The sequence below is a fragment of the Shewanella psychromarinicola genome (genome assembly GCF_003855155.1).
Taxonomy (GTDB): Bacteria; Pseudomonadota; Gammaproteobacteria; order Enterobacterales; family Shewanellaceae; genus Shewanella; species Shewanella psychromarinicola.
In genome coordinates this window covers 524,701-544,482 of sequence record NZ_CP034073.1, presented here as the reverse complement: position 1 = coordinate 544,482, position 19,782 = coordinate 524,701, and the positions used below count along the sequence as shown (strand labels likewise).

The following is a 19,782-nucleotide window of genomic DNA, read 5'->3' as shown; positions in this document are numbered from 1 at the left end:
AACAAGGATATTTGTAATGCCCAAATTACGTTCAGCAACCAGTACCGAAGGCCGCAACATGGCAGGCGCCCGCGCACTATGGCGTGCCACTGGAGTGAAAGAAAATGATTTTGGTAAGCCCATTATCGCGATTGCCAATTCGTTCACTCAGTTTGTGCCTGGCCATGTGCATTTAAAGAACATGGGGTCATTAGTTGCCGGCGCCATTGAAGAAGCGGGCGGTATTGCCAAAGAGTTCAACACCATTGCCGTAGATGATGGTATCGCTATGGGTCACGGTGGCATGTTGTACAGTCTACCGTCACGTGAGTTAATTGCCGATAGCGTCGAATACATGGTCAATGCCCATTGTGCTGATGCATTAGTGTGTATTTCTAACTGCGATAAAATTACTCCTGGCATGTTAATGGCGGCGTTGCGGTTAAACATCCCGGTAGTCTTTGTGTCGGGCGGTCCAATGGAAGCGGGTAAAACTAAGTTATCTGATCAAATTATTAAGCTTGATTTAGTTGATGCGATGGTAGCGGGAGCCGATACCAATGTCAGCGATGAAGACAGTAAGCAAATTGAGCGCAGTGCATGCCCTACTTGTGGTTCGTGCTCGGGAATGTTTACCGCCAATTCAATGAACTGTTTGACTGAAGCTCTGGGATTGTCGTTACCAGGTAACGGCTCTATGCTGGCAACTCATGAAGATCGTCGTGAATTATTTTTAGAAGCCGGTCGCCGTGTAATGAAGTTGGCTGAGCGTTATTACAAGCATGACGATGAAACAGCATTGCCGCGCAATATAGCCTCATTTAAATCGTTTGAAAATGCCATGGTATTAGACGTTGCTATGGGCGGGTCATCTAATACTGTGTTGCATTTAGTGGCCGCGGCGCAAGAAGCCGAAATTGACTTTACCATGGCGGATATTGACCGCATATCGCGCTTAGTGCCTCATTTATGTAAGGTTGCGCCATCAACGCCTCAATATCATATGGAAGATGTCCACCGTGCTGGTGGGGTGATGGGTATTTTAGGTGAGTTAGACCGCGCGGGTTTATTGCATAACGATGTGCCGCATGTGGCCGCTGATGATGGCGGCGATTTAAAATCAGTGTTAGCCAAGTACGACATTAAACAGACTAGTGACCCTGACATTATTCGCTTTTTTAGTGCTGGCCCGGCAGGTATTCCAACCACTAAAGCATTTAGTCAAAATTGTCGCTGGGACAGTGTCGATGATGATCGCGAACATGGCTGTATTCGTTCGCGTGAGTTTGCGTTTAGTCAAGAAGGTGGCCTAGCCGTATTGTCAGGTAACGTTGCCGTTGATGGTTGTATTGTGAAAACAGCAGGGGTGGATGAGTCTAATTTAACCTTTGTTGGCAATGCCCGTGTGTATGAAAGCCAAGATGATGCAGTAGCCGGCATTTTAGGCGGCGAAGTGATTGAAGGTGATGTGGTGGTGATCCGCTACGAAGGCCCAAAAGGCGGCCCAGGTATGCAGGAAATGCTCTATCCAACAACTTATTTGAAATCGCGTGGTTTAGGCGCTAAATGTGCATTAATCACCGATGGTCGTTTTTCCGGTGGCACCTCAGGTTTATCAATTGGCCATGTATCACCAGAAGCGGCGTCAGGTGGCACTATTGCGTTAATTGAAAATGGCGATCAAATTGCCATCGATATTCCTCAGCGTAGTATTCAACTTAATGTCCGTGATGAAGAGATTACTCGTCGCCGCAATGCTATGGATGCCAAAGGTCCGTTAGGTTGGAAACCGGTTTCTCGCGAGCGTTATGTTTCATTAGCACTTAAAGCCTATGCATTACTGGCGACCAGTGCTGATAAAGGTGCTGTTCGTGATCGTTCTAAGCTGGAGGGGTAATATGTTGGCTTTAGCGTCTCAAACTCAATTAGATTTAGCCCATTATTATTTGCAGAAAATTTTACTGTCGTCTGTTTATGATGTCGCTAAAGTGACGCCACTGTCGAGCATGAATAAATTGTCTGCTCGCTTTGGTTGTCAGGTGTATTTAAAGCGTGAAGATATGCAACCCGTGCATTCGTTTAAGATCCGCGGTGCCTACAATCGTATCGCAGCGTTAACTCAAGATGAATGTGATAAAGGCGTGGTGTGTGCGTCTGCGGGTAACCACGCTCAAGGTGTGGCGATGTCTGCCGCCTGCCGCGGTATTAACGCCGTTATTGTGATGCCAAGTACTACGCCTGATATTAAAATTGATGCAGTGAAACGCTTAGGTGGCAATGTAGTGCTACATGGGCAAGCGTTTGATCAAGCCAATGAGTATGCTAAAAATCTGTCGGCAACAGAAGGGCGTGTTTATATCGCCCCGTTTGATGATGAAGCGGTGATTGCTGGTCAAGGCACCATTGCCCAAGAAATGGTACAACAACAACGGGATATTGAAATCGTGTTTGTGCCTGTTGGCGGTGGTGGATTAATCGCCGGTATTGCGGCCTATTATAAAGCGGTGATGCCACAAGTGAGGATCATTGGGGTTGAACCAGAAGATGCGGCGTGCTTAAAGGCGGCATTAGAAGCCGATGAACCGGTAACATTGGCTCAAGTGGGGTTATTTGCTGATGGCGTTGCGGTTAAACGGATTGGTACTGAGCCATTTCGCTTAGCGCGTGAATACGTTGATGAGGTGGTTACCGTTACTTCCGATGAAATTTGCGCGGCGGTAAAAGATATTTTTGAAGATACTCGTGCAATAGCTGAACCCGCCGGAGCCTTGTCGATTGCGGGGCTTAAAAAATACATGGCGCAACAAGGCGATGCGGTTGATGCACCGAAAAAAGTGGCGGCTATCTTGAGTGGCGCAAACGTCAATTTTCATAGCTTACGTTATGTGTCTGAACGCTGCGAATTAGCTGAGCAAAAAGAAGCGGTGTTAGCGGTGAAAATCCCTGAAAAGCCAGGCAGTTTTTTACGCTTTTGTCAGTTACTCGATAAACGGGTGATGACCGAGTTTAACTATCGCTTTAGTAGCCGCGACATTGCAGTGGTGTTTGCCGGTATTCGTCTTACGGGTGGCCAAGCAGAGCTAAGCGAGATTATCGCTAAACTTGAATTGGAAGGATTTGAAGTTCAAGATTTATCCCAAGATGAAACCGCTAAATTGCATGTGCGTTATATGGTCGGTGGTCATCCGCTTGAACCGCTAGAAGAGCGCTTGTTTAGCTTTGAGTTTCCTGAACATCCCGGGGCGTTGTTGAAGTTTTTAACCACCTTACAGAGCAAGTGGAATATCAGTTTATTTCATTATCGTAACCATGGCGCAGCCTTTGGCCGAGTGTTAGCCGGCTTTGAAGTACCGGAGAAAGACGGTGTGGCGTTTGCCCAGTTTTTAACAGACTTAGGTTTCGTTTATCAAGAAGAAACCCACAGTCCGGCATATCAGTTATTTTTGAATAGCGCTAAGCGAAGCGGTAATTGATGTTAAAATACCCTCCGGAGGTGATTTAGTGCCTCAATGTGGTATTGTCAGTGCGCCTAAAACGAAAAAATATTCGTGGCTGTGTTCCAAATCGCCAATATACGATGCCGTCGCGGCATCATGTCATTGGGGTTGCTTTATATGTAGGGTAAATTTTTCCATATGCTAGTAATACTAATCGTATTAATGTAATTAGTATTTAGCGTATTCGACCTCATTTTAAGGAGACATTGATGTTACCCGTGCCAACAATTCCAGCTTTTATGCCACCGCGCCGAATTCTAATGGGCCCTGGCCCATCTGATGTGTATCCCGAAGTGCTTGCGGCCCAATCACGACCGACTATCGGTCACCTTGACCCACTTTTTGTCGGCATGATGGATGAATTAAAAAGCTTAATTCAATATGCTTTTCAAACCAAAAACGAAATGACCTTAGCGGTATCGGCGCCAGGCAGTGCTGGTATGGAAACCTGCTTTGTTAACTTAGTTGAGCCTGGCGAAAAGGTGATTGTGTGTCGCAATGGGGTGTTTGGTGAACGTATGCGCCAAAACGTTGAGCGCGTTGGCGGTATAGCCGTTGTGGTCGACAATGAATGGGGTGAACCAGTATGCCCAGATAAAGTTGAAACCGCACTTGTGGCGCATCCCGATGCCAAATTTTTAGCCTTTGTGCATGCTGAAACATCAACCGGGGCATTATCGGATGCCAAAACCTTGTGTACTTTGGCGCAATTGCATGACTGTATCAGCATTGTCGATGCGGTGACGTCACTTGGCGGTGTTGAATTGCTAGTGGATGAGTGGGGCATTGATGCGATTTATTCTGGCAGCCAAAAATGCTTATCTTGTGTACCCGGTTTATCACCAGTGTCATTTTCTCCTAAAGCGGTGGCGAAACTAAAAGCCCGTACTACCCAAGTGCAAAGTTGGTTCTTAGATCAAACTTTAGTCATGGGTTATTGGGGTAATAGTGCTGGTGCTAAGCGCAGTTATCATCACACAGCGCCAGTGAATGCCTTATACGCGCTCCATGAGTCTTTACGTTTGCTCGCCAATGAAGGGCTTGAAAATGCGTGGGCAAGACACCGTAAAATGCACCTATTATTACGTGATGGACTAACCCAACTTGGTTTTAAATTTGTGGTTGAAGAGTCGTCACGTTTACCCCAACTCAATACTGTGTATATTCCAGAGGGTGTTGATGACGCTGCAGTGCGTAAGCATTTATTGGAAGAATATAATTTAGAAATTGGCGCAGGTTTAGGGGCATTAGCGGGTAAAGCATGGCGTATCGGCTTGATGGGCTTTAGTGCTCGTCGTGAAAACGTCGCCCTTTGCTTACGTGCATTAGAAGAGTCGCTAAAATAAAACATCAGTTTTGCGTAATCATAAAAATGACGCTTTAGAGCGTCATTTTTTATGCCTGTTAGAAAAGAAATTAGTCGCTAGTCAGCTAACTTTTTTTCTAACTCATTCACTTGTGCTTGTAATGCTTCAAGCTTTTCACGGGTTTTAAGTAACACGTGCTGCTGCACTTCAAACTCTTCACGGGAAACCACATCCAATTTCATCAGTTGGTTTTGAAGTATTTGTTTACTGCGTTCTTCAAATTCCCCAGCAAATTGCTTTACGCCGTTAGGTAGATTGTCACTAAGCTGTTTAGCGAGCTCTTCTATTTTCTTTGGATTAATCATAATTATTCCCTACTGATATATTGATTCAATTGTAACCGAGGTCGGCGATTTTCCAAAACCTAACTGTGATTTTCGTTAACCGTCGCGAGGTGATTCTGCTATGATCCGTCTTCGTTTAAGGTTAAGTAAGGTGTAATGATTAATGAAACTCAATCCAGGGCAAAATGAAGCCGTACATTATGTATCGGGTCCATGCTTAGTGCTCGCGGGCGCGGGGAGTGGTAAAACACGGGTGATCATTAATAAAATTGCTTACTTAGTCGAAAAATGTGGCTATAAAGCCCGCAATATTGCCGCCGTCACCTTTACCAATAAAGCCGCTCGTGAAATGAAAGAGCGTGTGGCTCAGTCTATGGGTCGAAAAGATGCCCGTGGATTATGGATCTCAACCTTTCACACCTTAGGACTCGAAATTATTAAGCGCGAGCATAAAGTGCTTGGGCTTAAGGCCGGTTTTTCTTTGTTTGATGACCAAGATACCTTCGCCTTATTAAAAGAACTGACTGAAGATGAATTAGATGAAGATAAAGACCTAATCAAATCTTTGGCATCAGCGATATCAAATTGGAAGGGGGGATTAGTGATCCCTCAGCAAGCGAAAAATATGGCAAAAGATGAGCAAAGCCAGTTATTTGCCATGTTGTACCAACGGTATGCTCAGCATATGAAATCTTATAATGCGCTCGATTTTGATGATCTGATCTTAATTCCAACGTTATTGTTGCGTATGAATGAAGAAGTGCGCACTCGTTGGCAGACTAAAATTCAATATTTGCTGGTGGATGAATATCAAGATACCAATACCAGCCAATATGAATTAGTGAAACTCTTGGTGGGTGAACGCTCACGTTTTACTGTGGTGGGCGATGATGATCAGTCTATTTATTCTTGGCGCGGCGCGAAACCACAAAATTTAGTGTTGTTAGGGACCGACTATCCAAGGCTTAAACTGATTAAATTAGAGCAAAACTATCGTTCCAGCCAACGTATTTTACGTGCCGCCAATATTTTGATTGCCAATAACCCTCATGTGTACGACAAGGCGTTATTTAGTGAGTTAGCTTATGGTGAACCGATAAGAATATTAATTGCCGCTAACGAAGAACAAGAAGCTGAACGAGTGGTGGCGGAGATTATTCGGCATAAGTTTGTTGGGCGGACCAAGTTTGGTGATTACGCCATTTTATACCGAGGTAATCATCAGTCTCGTTTACTTGAACGGGCACTCATTACCAACCGTATTCCTTATAAGATTAGTGGTGGTAAATCCTTTTTTTCTCGTGCAGAAATTAAAGATATTATGGGGTATTTGCGTTTAGTGGTGAACCCTGATGATGATAATGCCTTTTTGCGGGTGGTTAACTTACCCAAGCGTGGTATCGGTCCTGCGACACTGGAGCGTTTAGGTCATTTTGCCAATCAAAAACATATCTCGTTATTTGAAGCGATTTTTGATGTTGAGCTCAACCATCATCTAGCGCCTGCGGCGGTTAACTCTTTGTATCAGTTTGGAACGTTTATTGTTGATACTGGAGAGGTTGCAACACGTGGCGAGCCTGTTGAGGCGATTAAACAATTGATCCGTAAAATAAATTACGAAGATTACCTATACGAGACCAGTACCAGTGCCAAAGCGGCTGAAATGCGCATGAAGAACATTTCTGAATTGTATCGTTGGGTTACCGAAATGCTCGAAGGTGATGAGTTAGATGAACCGATGACGTTGCCCGAAGTGGTCACTCGATTAACGCTGCGCGATATGATGGAACGTAACAGTGAGGATGAAGGTGGCGATCAAGTTCAGTTAATGACCTTACATGCCTCTAAAGGACTGGAATATCCTTTTGTATTTATGGTGGGAGTTGAAGAAAGGATCTTGCCACATCAATCGAGTATTGATGAGGAAAATGTCGATGAAGAACGTCGACTGGCTTATGTGGGGATAACCCGTGCACAACGTGAATTATGGTTTGTGATATGCCGTGAGCGACGTCAATTTGGTGAAACGATTCGTTGCGAACCCAGTCGTTTTTTACTTGAGTTACCGCAAGATGACCTCATTTGGGAAAACCGCAAACCGGTGCAAACTGAACAACAACGGGTGGAAACCGGCAAAAGTCATATTGCCAATTTACGCGACATGTTTAAAAAAGAGTCATGAACCCGTTTGGCTTATTGATCATGCACAAGATATATAGGGCTTTTTTTCACAAAATAACTTACTTAATGCACGACCTTGTCCGCGGACATAACCCAAGGCTAAAAATTGTCTAACCTGTTGCTGGGTGTCTACGGTAGTAGCATACATATCAAACTGAAGGGTTGCAGCGGTGAGTTGGTAAGCCCTGACTAACTGTAATTGTTTATCATTAAGTAAGTGTTTACTAATGTCTTCATCCAATTTCAATGCTTGAATGGGTAAAAAGCTGAGACAACTTAGAGAGCTGTAACCTGTACCATAGCCATCAATGCCAATTAGCACGCCTAACTGTGAGATGATCTCAAAACCGTTAATATGATTTTCAGTGTCTTGAACTAAGGCTTTTTCGTTGAAAAACAACATTAACTTACTTAAATCGATATTGCTGTTTTTGATAGTGTTTTTAAGGTTGCGTAATACAAATTTATTTTTAATGTGTTGGCTGCAAATCGATAAATGAAAATGAACATCGGCACCATATTGTTGTTTGAGCGACTGAAACTGATCGTTTAAATGGGCAAACATATAACCATCTAAATTAAGCGTTAGTTGATATTGTACCGCTAAGTGTTTCATTTTTACGTGTTCAATGATGCCCTGTTCTGGGTGATGCCACTCAACTTGTGGTTCGATAGCAATAATTTCACCTGTGGTAAAGTCGACCACTTCAACGTAGCGTATCTGAAACTCTTGCTGGTCGAGAGCCTTCTTAAAATCAATTTCTAATGCATGTTGTTGCTGAGATTGAGCGCTGAGCTTGTCATCAAAAATGACGAAACAGCCTTTGCCATTGGCTTTAGCTTGATACATAGCGGCGTCAGCATCACGCAGCAGCGATTCACTGGTAACCAATTTATTACGCCCGCTAAATGCAACCCCGATACTGGCACCAGAAATAAATTCTTGTTTGGCTAGCTGATAGGGCATTGATAATGTCTGTAAAATACGCTCGCAGACTTCGACAGCGTCTTCAGTAGCATTAATTGAGTCAAGCAAGATGACAAATTCATCTCCCCCCATTCGTGCCAGAGTATCGTTGTCGCGAATACATGACTTTATGCGTTGCGCAGTTTCAATTAAAAATCGATCGCCTTCTAAGTGACCAAAAGAATCATTGATCACTTTAAATCTATCAAGATCGATAAATAACAATGCAAACTGATCTAAGCCATGACGGCGCAAGTGTTTTAATGCTTGTGACAATCGCTCTATTAAATAGCTGCGATTAGGTAAACCCGTCAGCCCATCATGTTGCGCGTCGTGCAGCAGTTGATCTTCAATTTTGCGGCGCTGATTTATCTCTTGTTGAAGATTATTGTTGAGTTCAGCGAGTGCTTGAGTGCGTTTAACCACTTTATCCTCTAACTGCTCATGGCTATTTTTCAGCGACTCAGTCGCCAATTTACGCTCAATAGCATTGGCCATGTGTTGGGAAACAAATGTCAGTAGCTCTAAATCTTTCAATTGATAAATATGGTCGTCATCTAAGCTATAAATGGTTAACGCGCCCGCGATATCACCATTAATGATCAATGGAATACCTATCCATTGATGCATTCTATTGGTTTTGTTTAATTCTGGTGATTTTGCATAGATTTCACCTCTATCGACCATTTGGGCAATATCTTTGGCGGATAACAACTGAGGTAACTTATGATCAAGAATGTACTCGGTCAATCCATCCTGCATTGGGCGAGATGCGGGATATTCGGCTGCCATTTGTGACACGTAAAACGGGAACGACAACGTATTATTATCGTTAATCAGTGAGATAAAGCAATTATGTGCAGGGATTAACTGGCTAATAATATTATGAAGACGAGGGTAAAAATCTTGTTGCAGCACATTTGATGCAGACAGGTCGGCTATTTCAAATAGCGTTCGTTGAAGTTTTTCTGCTTTTACCCTTTCTTTAACTTCGATTTTAACCTTTTCATAAGCTTGGCTGAGTTCCTTGGTCCGTTCAACAATGGCTTGTTCAAGTTGTTGATGATGTTGAAGTCGCTCCATGACGCCGGAAATATGGTGACATATAAAACCCATTAGTTCTAATTCAAGTTCACCATAGGTATTGGCTTCGTTATAACTTTGTACTACGAGTACGCCACTGACAACATCTTGGTTTTTGATGGGTACGCCGAGCCATTGATGGCACGGCGATCCAAGGCTTTTAATGTCGCCACTGGCGATTAATTGATTAAACTTATTATCGTCACATAATAAAGGTTCACCATTACGAAGCACATAACCCGTTAGGCCACTATTAAGCAACGCTGATATTTCTTGGTCTGGATAGAGCTCTGTGGGGTGAGAATCTTGTTGGTCGGCAAAAAAAGGTAAACTGGTCAATCCCGTTTTGGGATCTTGCGATGCAATAAAAAAGTTTTCTGCAGGAATAAGTTGTTGTAAATTTAAATGCACCCGTTGGTAAAAATCATCAAGTGATGCTACTTGCGTCGCAATATTGGAAATACCAAGGAGGGCATTTTGGATAATTTCGGAACGTTTATATTTTTTAGCCAGACCTCTCAAGCGAGCAATCCTTTTTTGTAGGTGCTCAACACTTGAGGATGTTTTTGTGTGACTTATATCCGTATCCGTATCCATATTCCTTGCTCTATCCTATTAAAATATTTGGAAAAATATTGTTGAACAGCATTATTATTACCATAAATTCAATTGTTATCCAAGCGAAATAAATGTGAGCACAATGTTAATAACTATCGCAAATGAGTAAATAGTCACCCAAAATGAGTCAAAAGTTAATCAGTCAGTTAAAAAATGCAAATCAGGGCTAGACGCGGCGGTGTTTTATCCATATTATATGCCTCGCTAACCAAGGCGAGCGCCCATAGCTCAGCTGGATAGAGCGTACCCCTCCGGAGGGTAAGGCCGAAGGTTCGAATCCTTCTGGGCGCACCATTCGGCATGTAGTGGTTCTTTCGTATTGGTTAGTAGAATTGATATCAGTGGTGATTGTAGCTCAGTTGGTAGAGTCCCGGATTGTGATTCCGGTTGTCGTGGGTTCGAGCCCCATCAGTCACCCCATTCAATTTGTTGTTTTATGTATATTTCGGTGATTAGCGCAGCCCGGTAGCGCATCTCGTTTGGGACGAGAGGGTCAGAGGTTCGAATCCTCTATCACCGACCACATTCCCGCTTTCTTATAGCGAATTTAGCCTCTAAGTTAAATAAATATCAGACTTGTTTTCAAGTAAAAATCTCGGTGATTAGCGCAGCCCGGTAGCGCATCTCGTTTGGGACGAGAGGGTCAGAGGTTCGAATCCTCTATCACCGACCACATTCCCGCTTTCTTATAGCGAATTTAGCCTCTAAGTTAAATAAATATCAGACTTGTTTTCAAGTAAAAATCTCGGTGATTAGCGCAGCCCGGTAGCGCATCTCGTTTGGGACGAGAGGGTCAGAGGTTCGAATCCTCTATCACCGACCAATTTAACAAAAAGCCACTCTAATGAGTGGCTTTTTTGTTTTTGGCGATATTGATCATTAATTACAATCATATATTTGATAGCTAATATTCCAAGATTAAACGTAACGAACCTCAACTTAAGTTAATAGAGGGGGAGTAAGCTAAAATAAGCAAATTTCACCTAAATTTATATCAAACTTGCTATTTATTTTGTTAACAAGGCGCCTCACGTCGTTACCACTGCGCCAATAGCCAGTCTATTGCATTTACTTTCAAGTCTATTGCAAGTAAATGCAAGGCAGATAGCAGGACAAAGAACTGCTTGATAACCGTTTATTATCCCGAACTTAAGTTAGCCTTTGTCTACCAGTAGACCTTGCCTATTTACCCTAACATTTAGGCTATGTTTGATCTCATATAATGGTATGGCTCAATACTGTGGCATAAGCTTGGCCGTTAGGTGGCATGACGCTGTAGTCGTTGTCCCGCAGCGTATAATCATGGCATGAGTTGCGCCAATCTTCCACAGAGGGGGTTGCGCCGTGTTATCGAGACTGGGCAAGCCATTCACTATTTTTTGCTCAATAACCGCAGTGAGTTAACGGCTGAGTTCATAGCCTTGAGTCAATGGCTTGTGAGTCAATAACCGCGACATAAAAAAACCACTCCGAAGAGTGGTTAATACGAGTGAGTTAATCAATCTATACCACTTATAACTTCACATTGACTGGCGGTACAATAAAGCCTTGATAAGCATCGACTCTGAGATCAGTAAATCTTGTCAATTGGGTTGCTTCTTGGATTCCTGTCACGATCACTTGAATATCTAACCCTTTAGCGACATTGACTAAAGCGCGGCATAATTCACTGCTGTGTTGATTATCTTCAATATAAGCCAGTGACTGGTCAAGTTTGACATAGTTTGGTCGCAAGCTTTGCAAGTAGGCCATTGAACCAAATTGGCGACCAAAATGGTCTATACCAAAGTGAGCGCCAGAGTCTCGAATGACTTTACACAGACTTTCACAGGATTCTAAATCGCTATACACACTCGCTTCGGGGATTTCAAAGCAAATACGCTCAGGGTATTTATTGGTTCGAAGGAACTGTTTTAGCCAAAGATGAAAATCAGCATCGCTAATACTTTGATAAGTCAGATTGATGGCGACTCGTTCATAATTACGTTCAAGTAAACGATGTTCATTGACGGTTTCTATCAAACAGCGATCAAACATTGTACCTAATGATAGTAACTCTATGTAGGGTACAAATTGTCCTGCATGGAGGGTCTTGTCACCTATTTGCAGTTGGCAAAAAAGCTCACGCTGACAAATTTCATCTCTGGCACAAAGCTGAATAGGCTGCCAACGGAATTGGAATTTTTTGTTCTTTATCGCGTGATTTAAATTACTGCGCCATTCCTCTCGGGTAAACAGTTGCTGTTGAGTATTTTCAAACCAATGAAACACTTTGCCGTCTTTAATGGACTGTTGGAGTGCGTTATCTGCTTGTGCCAACATATCTGATACTGTCATTTGCCCTAGGCGCTCTGCTACACCAATATAAAACTGTTCGTTTGGTTTACAGCCAGATTTAGATATTTCTTTATTAACAGTACGTATTAGGCTTTGTAAATACTTCGTCAGTTGATCATGTTCACAATCTTCAACAAGGAAGGCGAATTCATACGCAGCAATACGAGCGATAACAGAGGAGGATATTTCATCCTGGTGATGCTGTAATTTCTGAGCCAGAATACGAATGGTCTCATCGCGAACTTGGAAACCGTATTTGCTATAAACGTCTTCTAGCCAATCCATTTTGACTAAATAAAGCGCACCAGTACTGGGCTCGCTTAACCAGCCATTGACTCGACTGACCATATACTGCCTATTTGGCAGTCCTGAGACTTGATCGACGAGATTTTTCTTTCTTAATGCGGAAACTTCTTCGTCAAGGGAGTTAAAGACTTGTTTTAATTGAGCAGACATACTGTTAAATGCATTGACTAGCTCTTTCAGTTCCTTTGTTTTTGGCGCTGGCATATCGGGACCAAATTGGCGCTCGGCAATTTTTTTTGCGTGTACAGAAAGGGTATTTAATGGTTTTAAAATCCAACTGAGTCCCACCCTTGCACATATGATGGCAATGAGAAATAAAATTGAAAATAGGATCAGAATATTTGAAATGGTCCGCCATAGTTCATGATAACCAAAACCGGGGTGGGCAGTAATTTCCAGCGTGGCAAGTTGTAACCAACCAGAGGTAATAGTGGTTTTTTTGTTAATGGTTTTAAACAAGTTAAGATCGATAAACCATTGAGGAACATTATTTACTCGAATAGCGTTATTCCACACTTGCTGCTTGCCATCAACTAACCAAGTTAATTTGATTTGTTGATAATAGCCGCCCTCAAAAATAACATTGACTAATGTTTCTGCTCCAGCATCATCACCAGCTTCTAAAACAGGCGTTAACATTAATCCTAATGAGTTACTGGTATTATTGAGATCAGATTCCATCTGTTGTGTTAAAAAACTTTGAGTCTCTGAAAATTGTACATAGGCTACGCTTGCAATCGTTAACAAGAAAAGCCCGAAAAGTAACGCATAGATCTGCCTGAACAGGGTCATGTATTCACTACTCCATGTTGAGTTTGGGTTGGCGTAAGCGGTCTACACCTAATCTAAGTTTAAGGTCAGTCCATTTTTCAAGGCGTGATGATGAGCCAGCTAACACACCTCGGCCTTTTTCTTTGTTTAACCATAATTGTTGACCATTAAAACTATAAACAGGCAGCAGATCTTTTCGTTTCGTTGCCAGCTTTATGGTTTTATCTAAATTGTCGAGCACTAACGGGATCGAATTAGGCTTTTCGTAATACGCTAACACCATATGATACTGGTTCAACGATGTTGCTTTTACCATGGTGATCCTGAGTTTATCTTCAGGAATACCAAGTTGAAGAAGCGTAAAGTATTTCGCGATTGAAAAATCTTCACAATCCCCCCCATTAGCCCCAATAAACTCCATCGGCGAAGCCCAATAATTGGAATCGCCCCATAGTGTTTGATCATCAATGAATCGAAATAAGTTAAAGAACTGATTAACTTTTTCTAATTTCTCTATTTCAGCAAGTTTCTGTGAATCATTAACGATTTTAAACCAAGCATTTGCTCGTAATCCTGCTCTATCGCCATAACGTTCCGACAATGCTGAAACGGTTTTTTGCTGGTTTAATTCTTGAGTCGGTGCCGCATATAAACATGAAACTAAAAGGGCCGATGCCATAATAGAAAAATGACAGACCCTTTTATACAGCGATGTGATTACTTTGCTGTCTTCATGACTCAAAGAATCAATGCCTTATTTATCACTCTTCCATTTTCTCGTCGACAGTGTAGATATTCCATCTCATTGCTGGAATGGTATCATCGGTTGCGACTTCAGCGATCACGCGACGATTACGTCGTTCGGCTTCTGGCGTACCACTGTTATCGATAGGGCGATCAAAACTATAACCAATGGCGTCTAAACGACTTGCATCGATACCAAATGTGTTTTCTAACACTTCAATGACAGCTTTAGCACGTTTCTGAGATAAGGCTAAATTAAGCTCATAGCTTCCAATTTTGCTGGTATGACCTTCAATTGTCACCTTAGTGGTAGGGTCGGTTTGCATTATTTTAGCGACGAGTTCAATTTGATCATAATACTGATGATCGATAACCGCAGAATTATTGCTAAATAGAATCTTTAACTCTTGGCGTTCATTGATGTCTTTTATGCTACCACAACCGTAGTTGTCTGCAGCGGCATCAATAATAGTATCCGCACAACGTTCGCGAGCCATTATCACACCATCACGATCATTGTCAGCAAGATCAAATTTTTGTGGTGTAGACGCAGTAGGCTCGACAATATCGTTGACTGAACAACCTGCAGTTGTAATCAATGCGAGTAAAATCATTAGATATTTCATTACTTAACACCTCCCTCATAATCTTGCTCACCACGCCATTCTCCTGGACGTGTTACTCGAAGTGAGTCGAGTAGATCGCCAGTCGAATTGAGTACTCTATAGCGAGCCGCAATTTCGTCATACTCGGTTTTCAAGTAATCTTTGCGCGCTTCAAATAGTTCATTCTCAGTATCGAGTAAATCCAGAAGGGTACGTTGACCTAAGTTAAATTGTTGCTCATAAGCCACTTGAGTCTGTTTTGCCGCCACAACGTGTTCACGTATAAATTGTTTTTGTGGGGCGAGCATTTCATAGGCATTCCAAGCGAGAGAAACACCTTCAACCACTTGACGATAAGCACGTTGTTGGATCTCTTTAGCTTCGTTAATTTTATAGGCCGTTTCTCTATCTCTAGAGACATCTTTGCCACCAGAAAAAAGGTTATATTTAACCCGAACCATAGCAACTAAATCATTGTTATAGCCGTTAACATTTTGGTTATTAAATGTGCTGTAGCCGTCTTCGCCGTCAGTATCATTATTCCAGTTACCATTAAGCTCTAGACTTAATTGTGGAAAATAGTTGGCTTTGGCTGAGCTACGCTCTTTTTTAGCGGCATTAATGTCATTTGCTGCTGACTTTAACACAGGGTGTTTCGATTTTGCTGACATGAGCCCTTGTTCTAAGCTTTCCGGGAGCATATCGGCATCAGGCACTGGCAGGATTAAGTCGTCAGGCTGTGCTTCAACAATTCTGATAAAGGTTGCACGAGTATCTTTTAAATTATTTTTAGCTGAAATCACATTGGCGTTTGCGCGGGCAAGGCGACCAGTGATTTGCGATAAATCTGCTATCGATCCTAATCCAGAATCTGTGCGCTGTTTTATTTGATCATAAATCTCTTTATGACTGGCGAGGTTTTTCTCTGATAGCAGTAATACTTGTTCACTGCGGATGTAGTTTAAGTAGACTTTTGCAACATCCAATGCAATATCTTCAGCGGCGGAAAATAATGCCCACTGATCAGCACTGGCTTCAAACGAATAACGATCGACTTCGCTACTGGTATAAAAACCATCAAATAGCATTTGTTTGATACTAAAACCGGCTTCGCCACGTTCTAAATCAATCATACCGTCATTATCTACATCTCCTTGACCTGCTTTACGCCGAGTCGAAGGGCTATCGGTTTGCTCCCAGCCATAGCCAGCAGAAATATCTAAGGTTGGCATGTAGCCAGCTTCAGCCTGATTAACTTGCTCTTCGCGCGCTTTAAAACGATTAAAAGCGATACGTAAATCTGGGTTTGTGTCTAGCGTATGTGCAACTGCTTGCTCAAGTGTTTGGCTTGAGACTGCTGGCGCTATCGATATTGATAAAGCCAATGCAATCATACTCAGCTTTTTTTGCTGATTTATAATAGTTATCATTAAAAAACCCTCCCGGTCTTCTTAGCGCTCTCTAAGAGCGGTATCTTTCGCTCTTAAAATTGGATTTAATATGTACTCAAGTATGGATTTTTTTCCCGTGATGACATCGACCGATGTCAGCATCCCTGGGATTATTGGCATCTCTGTGCCATTGTCTTTCAATAAACGGGATTCTTCTGTTCGTACCTTTACAATATAGAAACTGTTACCTTCTTCATCTTGTGATGTATCGGCGCTAATATGTTCAACGGTGCCTTTTAGTCCACCATAACGAGTGAAGTCATAAGCGGTAACTTTCACTATGGCTGGCAATCCTGGATGTAAAAAAGCAATATCTTTAGGGGTGATTTTAGTTTCTATCAGTAGTTTATCTTCTGATGGCACAATTTCCATAATCTCTTCGCCTGGCTGCACAACACCACCCAAAGTATTAAAATTAATCTTTTTAATTGTTCCAATAACTGGCGAGGTAATGACGGCTTTACTGACTTTATCAAACGCGCCTTTTTGTGCCTGATTCATCCGAGATAATTTGGTTTGCATTTCATTGAGTTGTGCACGTAAATCTGTGGCATAAACAAACACCGCTTCTCGACGTTTTAAGATGGCTTCATCCATTGAGGCTTTGACCTTGGGCCGCAAAAGCCTCACAGATTGTAATTCACCTTGAATATCATTCACTGTGCGCTCAAGTTTGAGCAGTTCAACTTCAGGGACAATTCCTTTACGGGCCAGCGGCCGAGTCAATTCAAGCTCGCGTGATACTAATTGGTAACTTGTTGTAAGGGTACCAATTCTGGACGCTAATTCTTCAATTTCCTGTTGGCGTTGTTGGATTTGACGCACCAGAATTTCTAATTGGTTACTTAAATTATCAAGCCGAATAGAATATTCTTCTTGTTGACGCTTAACCAGTTCAGGCTCCTCGTCAATAATGGTCTGCGAAAAGAGCAAGTTTTGTTTAGTGATTTTGACTTGTTCGCGCCAGTCTGAAGACATATCGGAGATAATAATGCTGTCTAATTCAGTGCGCATCCGAATAATGTTGGTTTGTAATCCGAAGACTTCTTGTTCTTGTTGGTCGAAATCAGAGCGAAATCGAGTGTCATCAATACGGGCTAAAGACTGTCCTTTGGTGACCATGCCTCCTTCTTGGACGTAGATGTTTTGTAAAATACCGCCATCTAAACTTTGAATAATTTGAATTTGTGAAGATGGAATAACTTTACCGATCCCAGTTGTTACCTGATCTAATTCCGAGAAATAAGCCCAAATAACAAAGCACACCATCATTGCAGCCAGTGACCAAATGATAAGACGATGTCCTGAAGGGGCATCGGTCATCATGGCACCGTAAACGTCATCAACCATTTCTAAGTCTGCAGTAGTAAGATTCTTACTCATGAGTTTTGGACTCCAGAAATTGTCCCAGAATTAAGTTTAGCCAGAACTTCTTCTTTAGGACCATCTTCCACCACATGACCCCGTTCGAGCACAATAATACGATCGACTAGATTTAATAAATGCATCTTATGGGTAATGAGTAATAATGTTCTATCGCGACTAACAAGTTGCATTGAGCGAATAAACTGTTTTTCTGCTCGGGCGTCAAGGCTTGCTGTAGGTTCATCCATTAATAATATGGATGGGTCATTTAATGTTGCTCTGGCTAAGGCTACCGTTTGTCGTTGACCTCGGCTCAATGACAAGCCTCCCTCGCCAACTTGTTGATCTAAACCTTCTGATTCTAGGTTAGTAAACATACTCACACCAGAAAGCTGGATAGCTCTTATTAATTGATGTTCAGTCACTTGACGAGAGCCGAATAAAATATTGTCGCGGATCGTACCGTGAAACAAGGTGACGTCTTGAGGTAGATAGCCAAAGTTACGTCTAAGATCACTAGGGTGAATTTGTCCTGCATCTAGGCCGTCATAGCGCAGGCTGCCTTGAGTCGGTTTGTATAATCCTAGTAGTAATTTGGCTAAGGTACTTTTACCTGAGCCATTACGGCCAATAATGGCGATACGTTCACCAGGATTAATACTTATTGATAAAGGATGTAAGCTGGGCTTTTCGGAACCAGGAAAGCTAAAACTGATATTATCAGCCTCTATTTTCCCCATAAATCGTTCTTTGCTTGCTAGGTTCCCTTTGTCTTCAAACTCATCTTCTTGTTCCATAATCGCGTCTAATTGGCGCAGTGAACTCATTGTATGATTGCCACGGGTAATTAACCCAGCTAATTGAGCCATGGGGGCGATGGCTCGGCTTGATAGCATGACCGCGGCAATAATCCCACCCATGGATATTTCGTTTTCAGCTAATCGATATACGCCCAATACCACGACGAGCACAACAGTTAATTGCACCATAAAATTAGCAATATGACTGACATAATTAGACAGTTTTTTGGTTTTTAGTTGCCAATTGGCGGTATGGCCGATCATTTGTTGCCAGCTTTTTTGTACTAATCCTTCGGCACCGTTGGCTTTAATTGATTCTAATGCGGTTAAACTTTCAATCAAATGACCATGTTTTAAACTTGAAAAGCGATTACTTTCTTCAATTGCCAGTTTTAGTTTAGGTTGTATATAAAAGGTTACTGCAATAATAATTAGGCTGCCAATCACTGGAATAATGGCTAAATCGCCAGCAACAATATAAATGATGAACACGAATAGCAATGCAAATGGCAGGTCAACGAGTGTGGTGATGGTTGCTGAGGTTAAAAACTCTCGAATACTGTCAAACTCACCTAATTGTCTGGCCATGCCACCAACACTGGGTGAACGTTTTGATAACGGAATACCAATAGCTTTGGCAAATAATTTTGAAGAAACAATAATGTCGACTTTTTTGCCTGCAATATCGATTAAATAGCTGCGTAACTGACGCATGATAAAGTCAAATATATAGGCGATGCCTGCCCCTATAGCTAAAACCCAAAGTGATTCAAATGCAAGATTGGGTACTACTTTGTCATAGACATTCATAATGAATAGTGGTGAAACCAATGCAAACAGATTAACTAATACTGAGGCTATAAGGGCATCTCGGTAAATGGGGGCAGAGTCTTTGATACTTTGCATTAGCCAATGTGTACTGCTGTCATGCAGGTGAACATCAAAACTTTTATCACCGCGATAATCTTGTTTAACTAGAAATAAATAGCCGACGTATAAGGTTTCTAACCCTTCAATTGTCAGGGTTTGTTCGCCGCCCGTTTCGGGTAATTGAATAATGACTTTGTCTTGCTCTAGATCGATTTGTCGAAGAATACAGGCCTTTTTATCTTTTAATAACAAGATACAAGGTAATAATATTTCAGAAATCTGATTCAAATCTTTACGTGATAATTTAGCTGATAGTCCAGCTCGAGCCGCTGCTTGAGGGATTAAGTCGGGTGTGATGACGGCACCAGATAGCGGAAGACCTGCCGCAAGGGAATCTATTGAGCAAGGGCTTCCAAAATGCTCAGTTAATAAAACTAAACAGTCGAGTAAAGGATCGACCGTTACCCGTTGGGAAGCAGAAATGGTCCACTGCTCACTTGTGTTAGACGCAAGGTTAGGCACCTAATCATTATCCTTAATATTTATTGTTAGAATAA

General features: G+C 42.2%; 12 protein-coding genes and 5 tRNA genes. 9 read left to right on the top strand and 8 right to left on the bottom strand.

The features are described from left to right. Positions 1-16: 16 nt before the first annotated feature. The 3 genes from ilvD (at position 17) to EGC80_RS02225 (ending at position 4,822) form a co-directional block, all read left to right on the top strand. Positions 17-1,876, top strand: a complete 1,860-nt coding sequence (ilvD, locus tag EGC80_RS02235; protein ID WP_124013236.1) for a dihydroxy-acid dehydratase — start codon at positions 17-19, stop codon at positions 1,874-1,876. 1 nt (position 1,877) lies between these two features. After that, the gene (gene ilvA, locus EGC80_RS02230; protein ID WP_101033010.1) at positions 1,878-3,452 is read left to right on the top strand and encodes a threonine ammonia-lyase, biosynthetic; all 1,575 of its coding nucleotides are present in this window, start codon (positions 1,878-1,880) and stop codon (positions 3,450-3,452) included. 233 nt (positions 3,453-3,685) lie between these two features. Continuing rightward, positions 3,686-4,822: a pyridoxal-phosphate-dependent aminotransferase family protein gene (locus EGC80_RS02225; RefSeq protein WP_101033009.1), complete on the top strand. Its 1,137-nt coding sequence runs from the start codon at positions 3,686-3,688 to the stop codon at positions 4,820-4,822. 77 nt (positions 4,823-4,899) lie between these two features. On the opposite strand, the gene ubiK is transcribed toward EGC80_RS02225, so the two are convergent. Continuing rightward, positions 4,900-5,148: a ubiquinone biosynthesis accessory factor UbiK gene (ubiK, locus tag EGC80_RS02220; protein WP_101033008.1), complete on the bottom strand. Its 249-nt coding sequence runs from the start codon at positions 5,146-5,148 to the stop codon at positions 4,900-4,902. Positions 5,149-5,290: 142 nt separating this feature from the next. On the opposite strand from ubiK, the gene rep reads away from it, so the two are divergent. Beyond that, positions 5,291-7,309 (top strand): DNA helicase Rep, encoded by a 2,019-nt coding sequence (gene rep, locus EGC80_RS02215; RefSeq protein ID WP_101033007.1) that lies wholly within the window; start codon positions 5,291-5,293, stop codon positions 7,307-7,309. A gap of 18 nt (positions 7,310-7,327) precedes the next feature. On the opposite strand, the gene EGC80_RS02210 is transcribed toward rep, so the two are convergent. Continuing rightward, the gene (locus EGC80_RS02210) at positions 7,328-9,955 is read right to left on the bottom strand and encodes a sensor domain-containing phosphodiesterase (RefSeq protein ID WP_124013237.1); all 2,628 of its coding nucleotides are present in this window, start codon (positions 9,953-9,955) and stop codon (positions 7,328-7,330) included. A 238-nt stretch (positions 9,956-10,193) separates the two neighbouring features. Here EGC80_RS02210 and EGC80_RS02205 point away from each other — a divergent pair. The 5 genes from EGC80_RS02205 (at position 10,194) to EGC80_RS02185 (ending at position 10,799) form a co-directional block, all read left to right on the top strand. Beyond that, positions 10,194-10,270: transfer RNA gene (locus tag EGC80_RS02205), tRNA-Arg, on the top strand. Positions 10,271-10,320: 50 nt separating this feature from the next. After that, a tRNA-His gene (locus EGC80_RS02200) sits at positions 10,321-10,396 on the top strand. Positions 10,397-10,422: 26 nt separating this feature from the next. Next, a tRNA-Pro gene (locus EGC80_RS02195) sits at positions 10,423-10,499 on the top strand. 73 nt (positions 10,500-10,572) lie between these two features. Further along, positions 10,573-10,649 (top strand) — tRNA-Pro (locus tag EGC80_RS02190). 73 nt (positions 10,650-10,722) lie between these two features. After that, positions 10,723-10,799, top strand: a tRNA-Pro gene (locus tag EGC80_RS02185). 689 nt (positions 10,800-11,488) lie between these two features. On the opposite strand, the gene EGC80_RS02180 is transcribed toward EGC80_RS02185, so the two are convergent. From EGC80_RS02180 to EGC80_RS02155, 6 genes are all read right to left on the bottom strand, one after another. Then, entirely contained in the window at positions 11,489-13,411 is a 1,923-nt protein-coding gene (locus EGC80_RS02180; RefSeq protein WP_124013238.1) for a bifunctional diguanylate cyclase/phosphodiesterase, read from the bottom strand. 7 nt (positions 13,412-13,418) lie between these two features. Continuing rightward, positions 13,419-14,069 (bottom strand): transglutaminase-like cysteine peptidase, encoded by a 651-nt coding sequence (locus tag EGC80_RS02175; protein WP_101033004.1) that lies wholly within the window; start codon positions 14,067-14,069, stop codon positions 13,419-13,421. Positions 14,070-14,151: 82 nt separating this feature from the next. Then, positions 14,152-14,760, bottom strand: a complete 609-nt coding sequence (locus tag EGC80_RS02170; protein WP_124013239.1) for an OmpA family protein — start codon at positions 14,758-14,760, stop codon at positions 14,152-14,154. Further along, positions 14,760-16,169 carry a TolC family outer membrane protein gene (locus tag EGC80_RS02165; RefSeq protein ID WP_101033002.1) on the bottom strand — a complete coding sequence of 470 codons (1,410 nt, stop codon included), beginning with the start codon at positions 16,167-16,169 and terminating at the stop codon, positions 14,760-14,762. Before EGC80_RS02165 ends, EGC80_RS02170 begins: the two co-directional genes overlap by 1 nt. Before the next feature lie 21 nt (positions 16,170-16,190). Then, the gene (locus EGC80_RS02160; protein ID WP_101033001.1) at positions 16,191-17,573 is read right to left on the bottom strand and encodes an HlyD family type I secretion periplasmic adaptor subunit; all 1,383 of its coding nucleotides are present in this window, start codon (positions 17,571-17,573) and stop codon (positions 16,191-16,193) included. Further along, on the bottom strand, positions 17,570-19,747 hold the full coding sequence (locus EGC80_RS02155) for a type I secretion system permease/ATPase (RefSeq protein WP_101033000.1): 2,178 nt from the start codon (positions 19,745-19,747) through the stop codon (positions 17,570-17,572). The genes EGC80_RS02160 and EGC80_RS02155 overlap by 4 nt, the downstream gene beginning before the upstream one ends. Positions 19,748-19,782 lie beyond the last annotated feature (35 nt).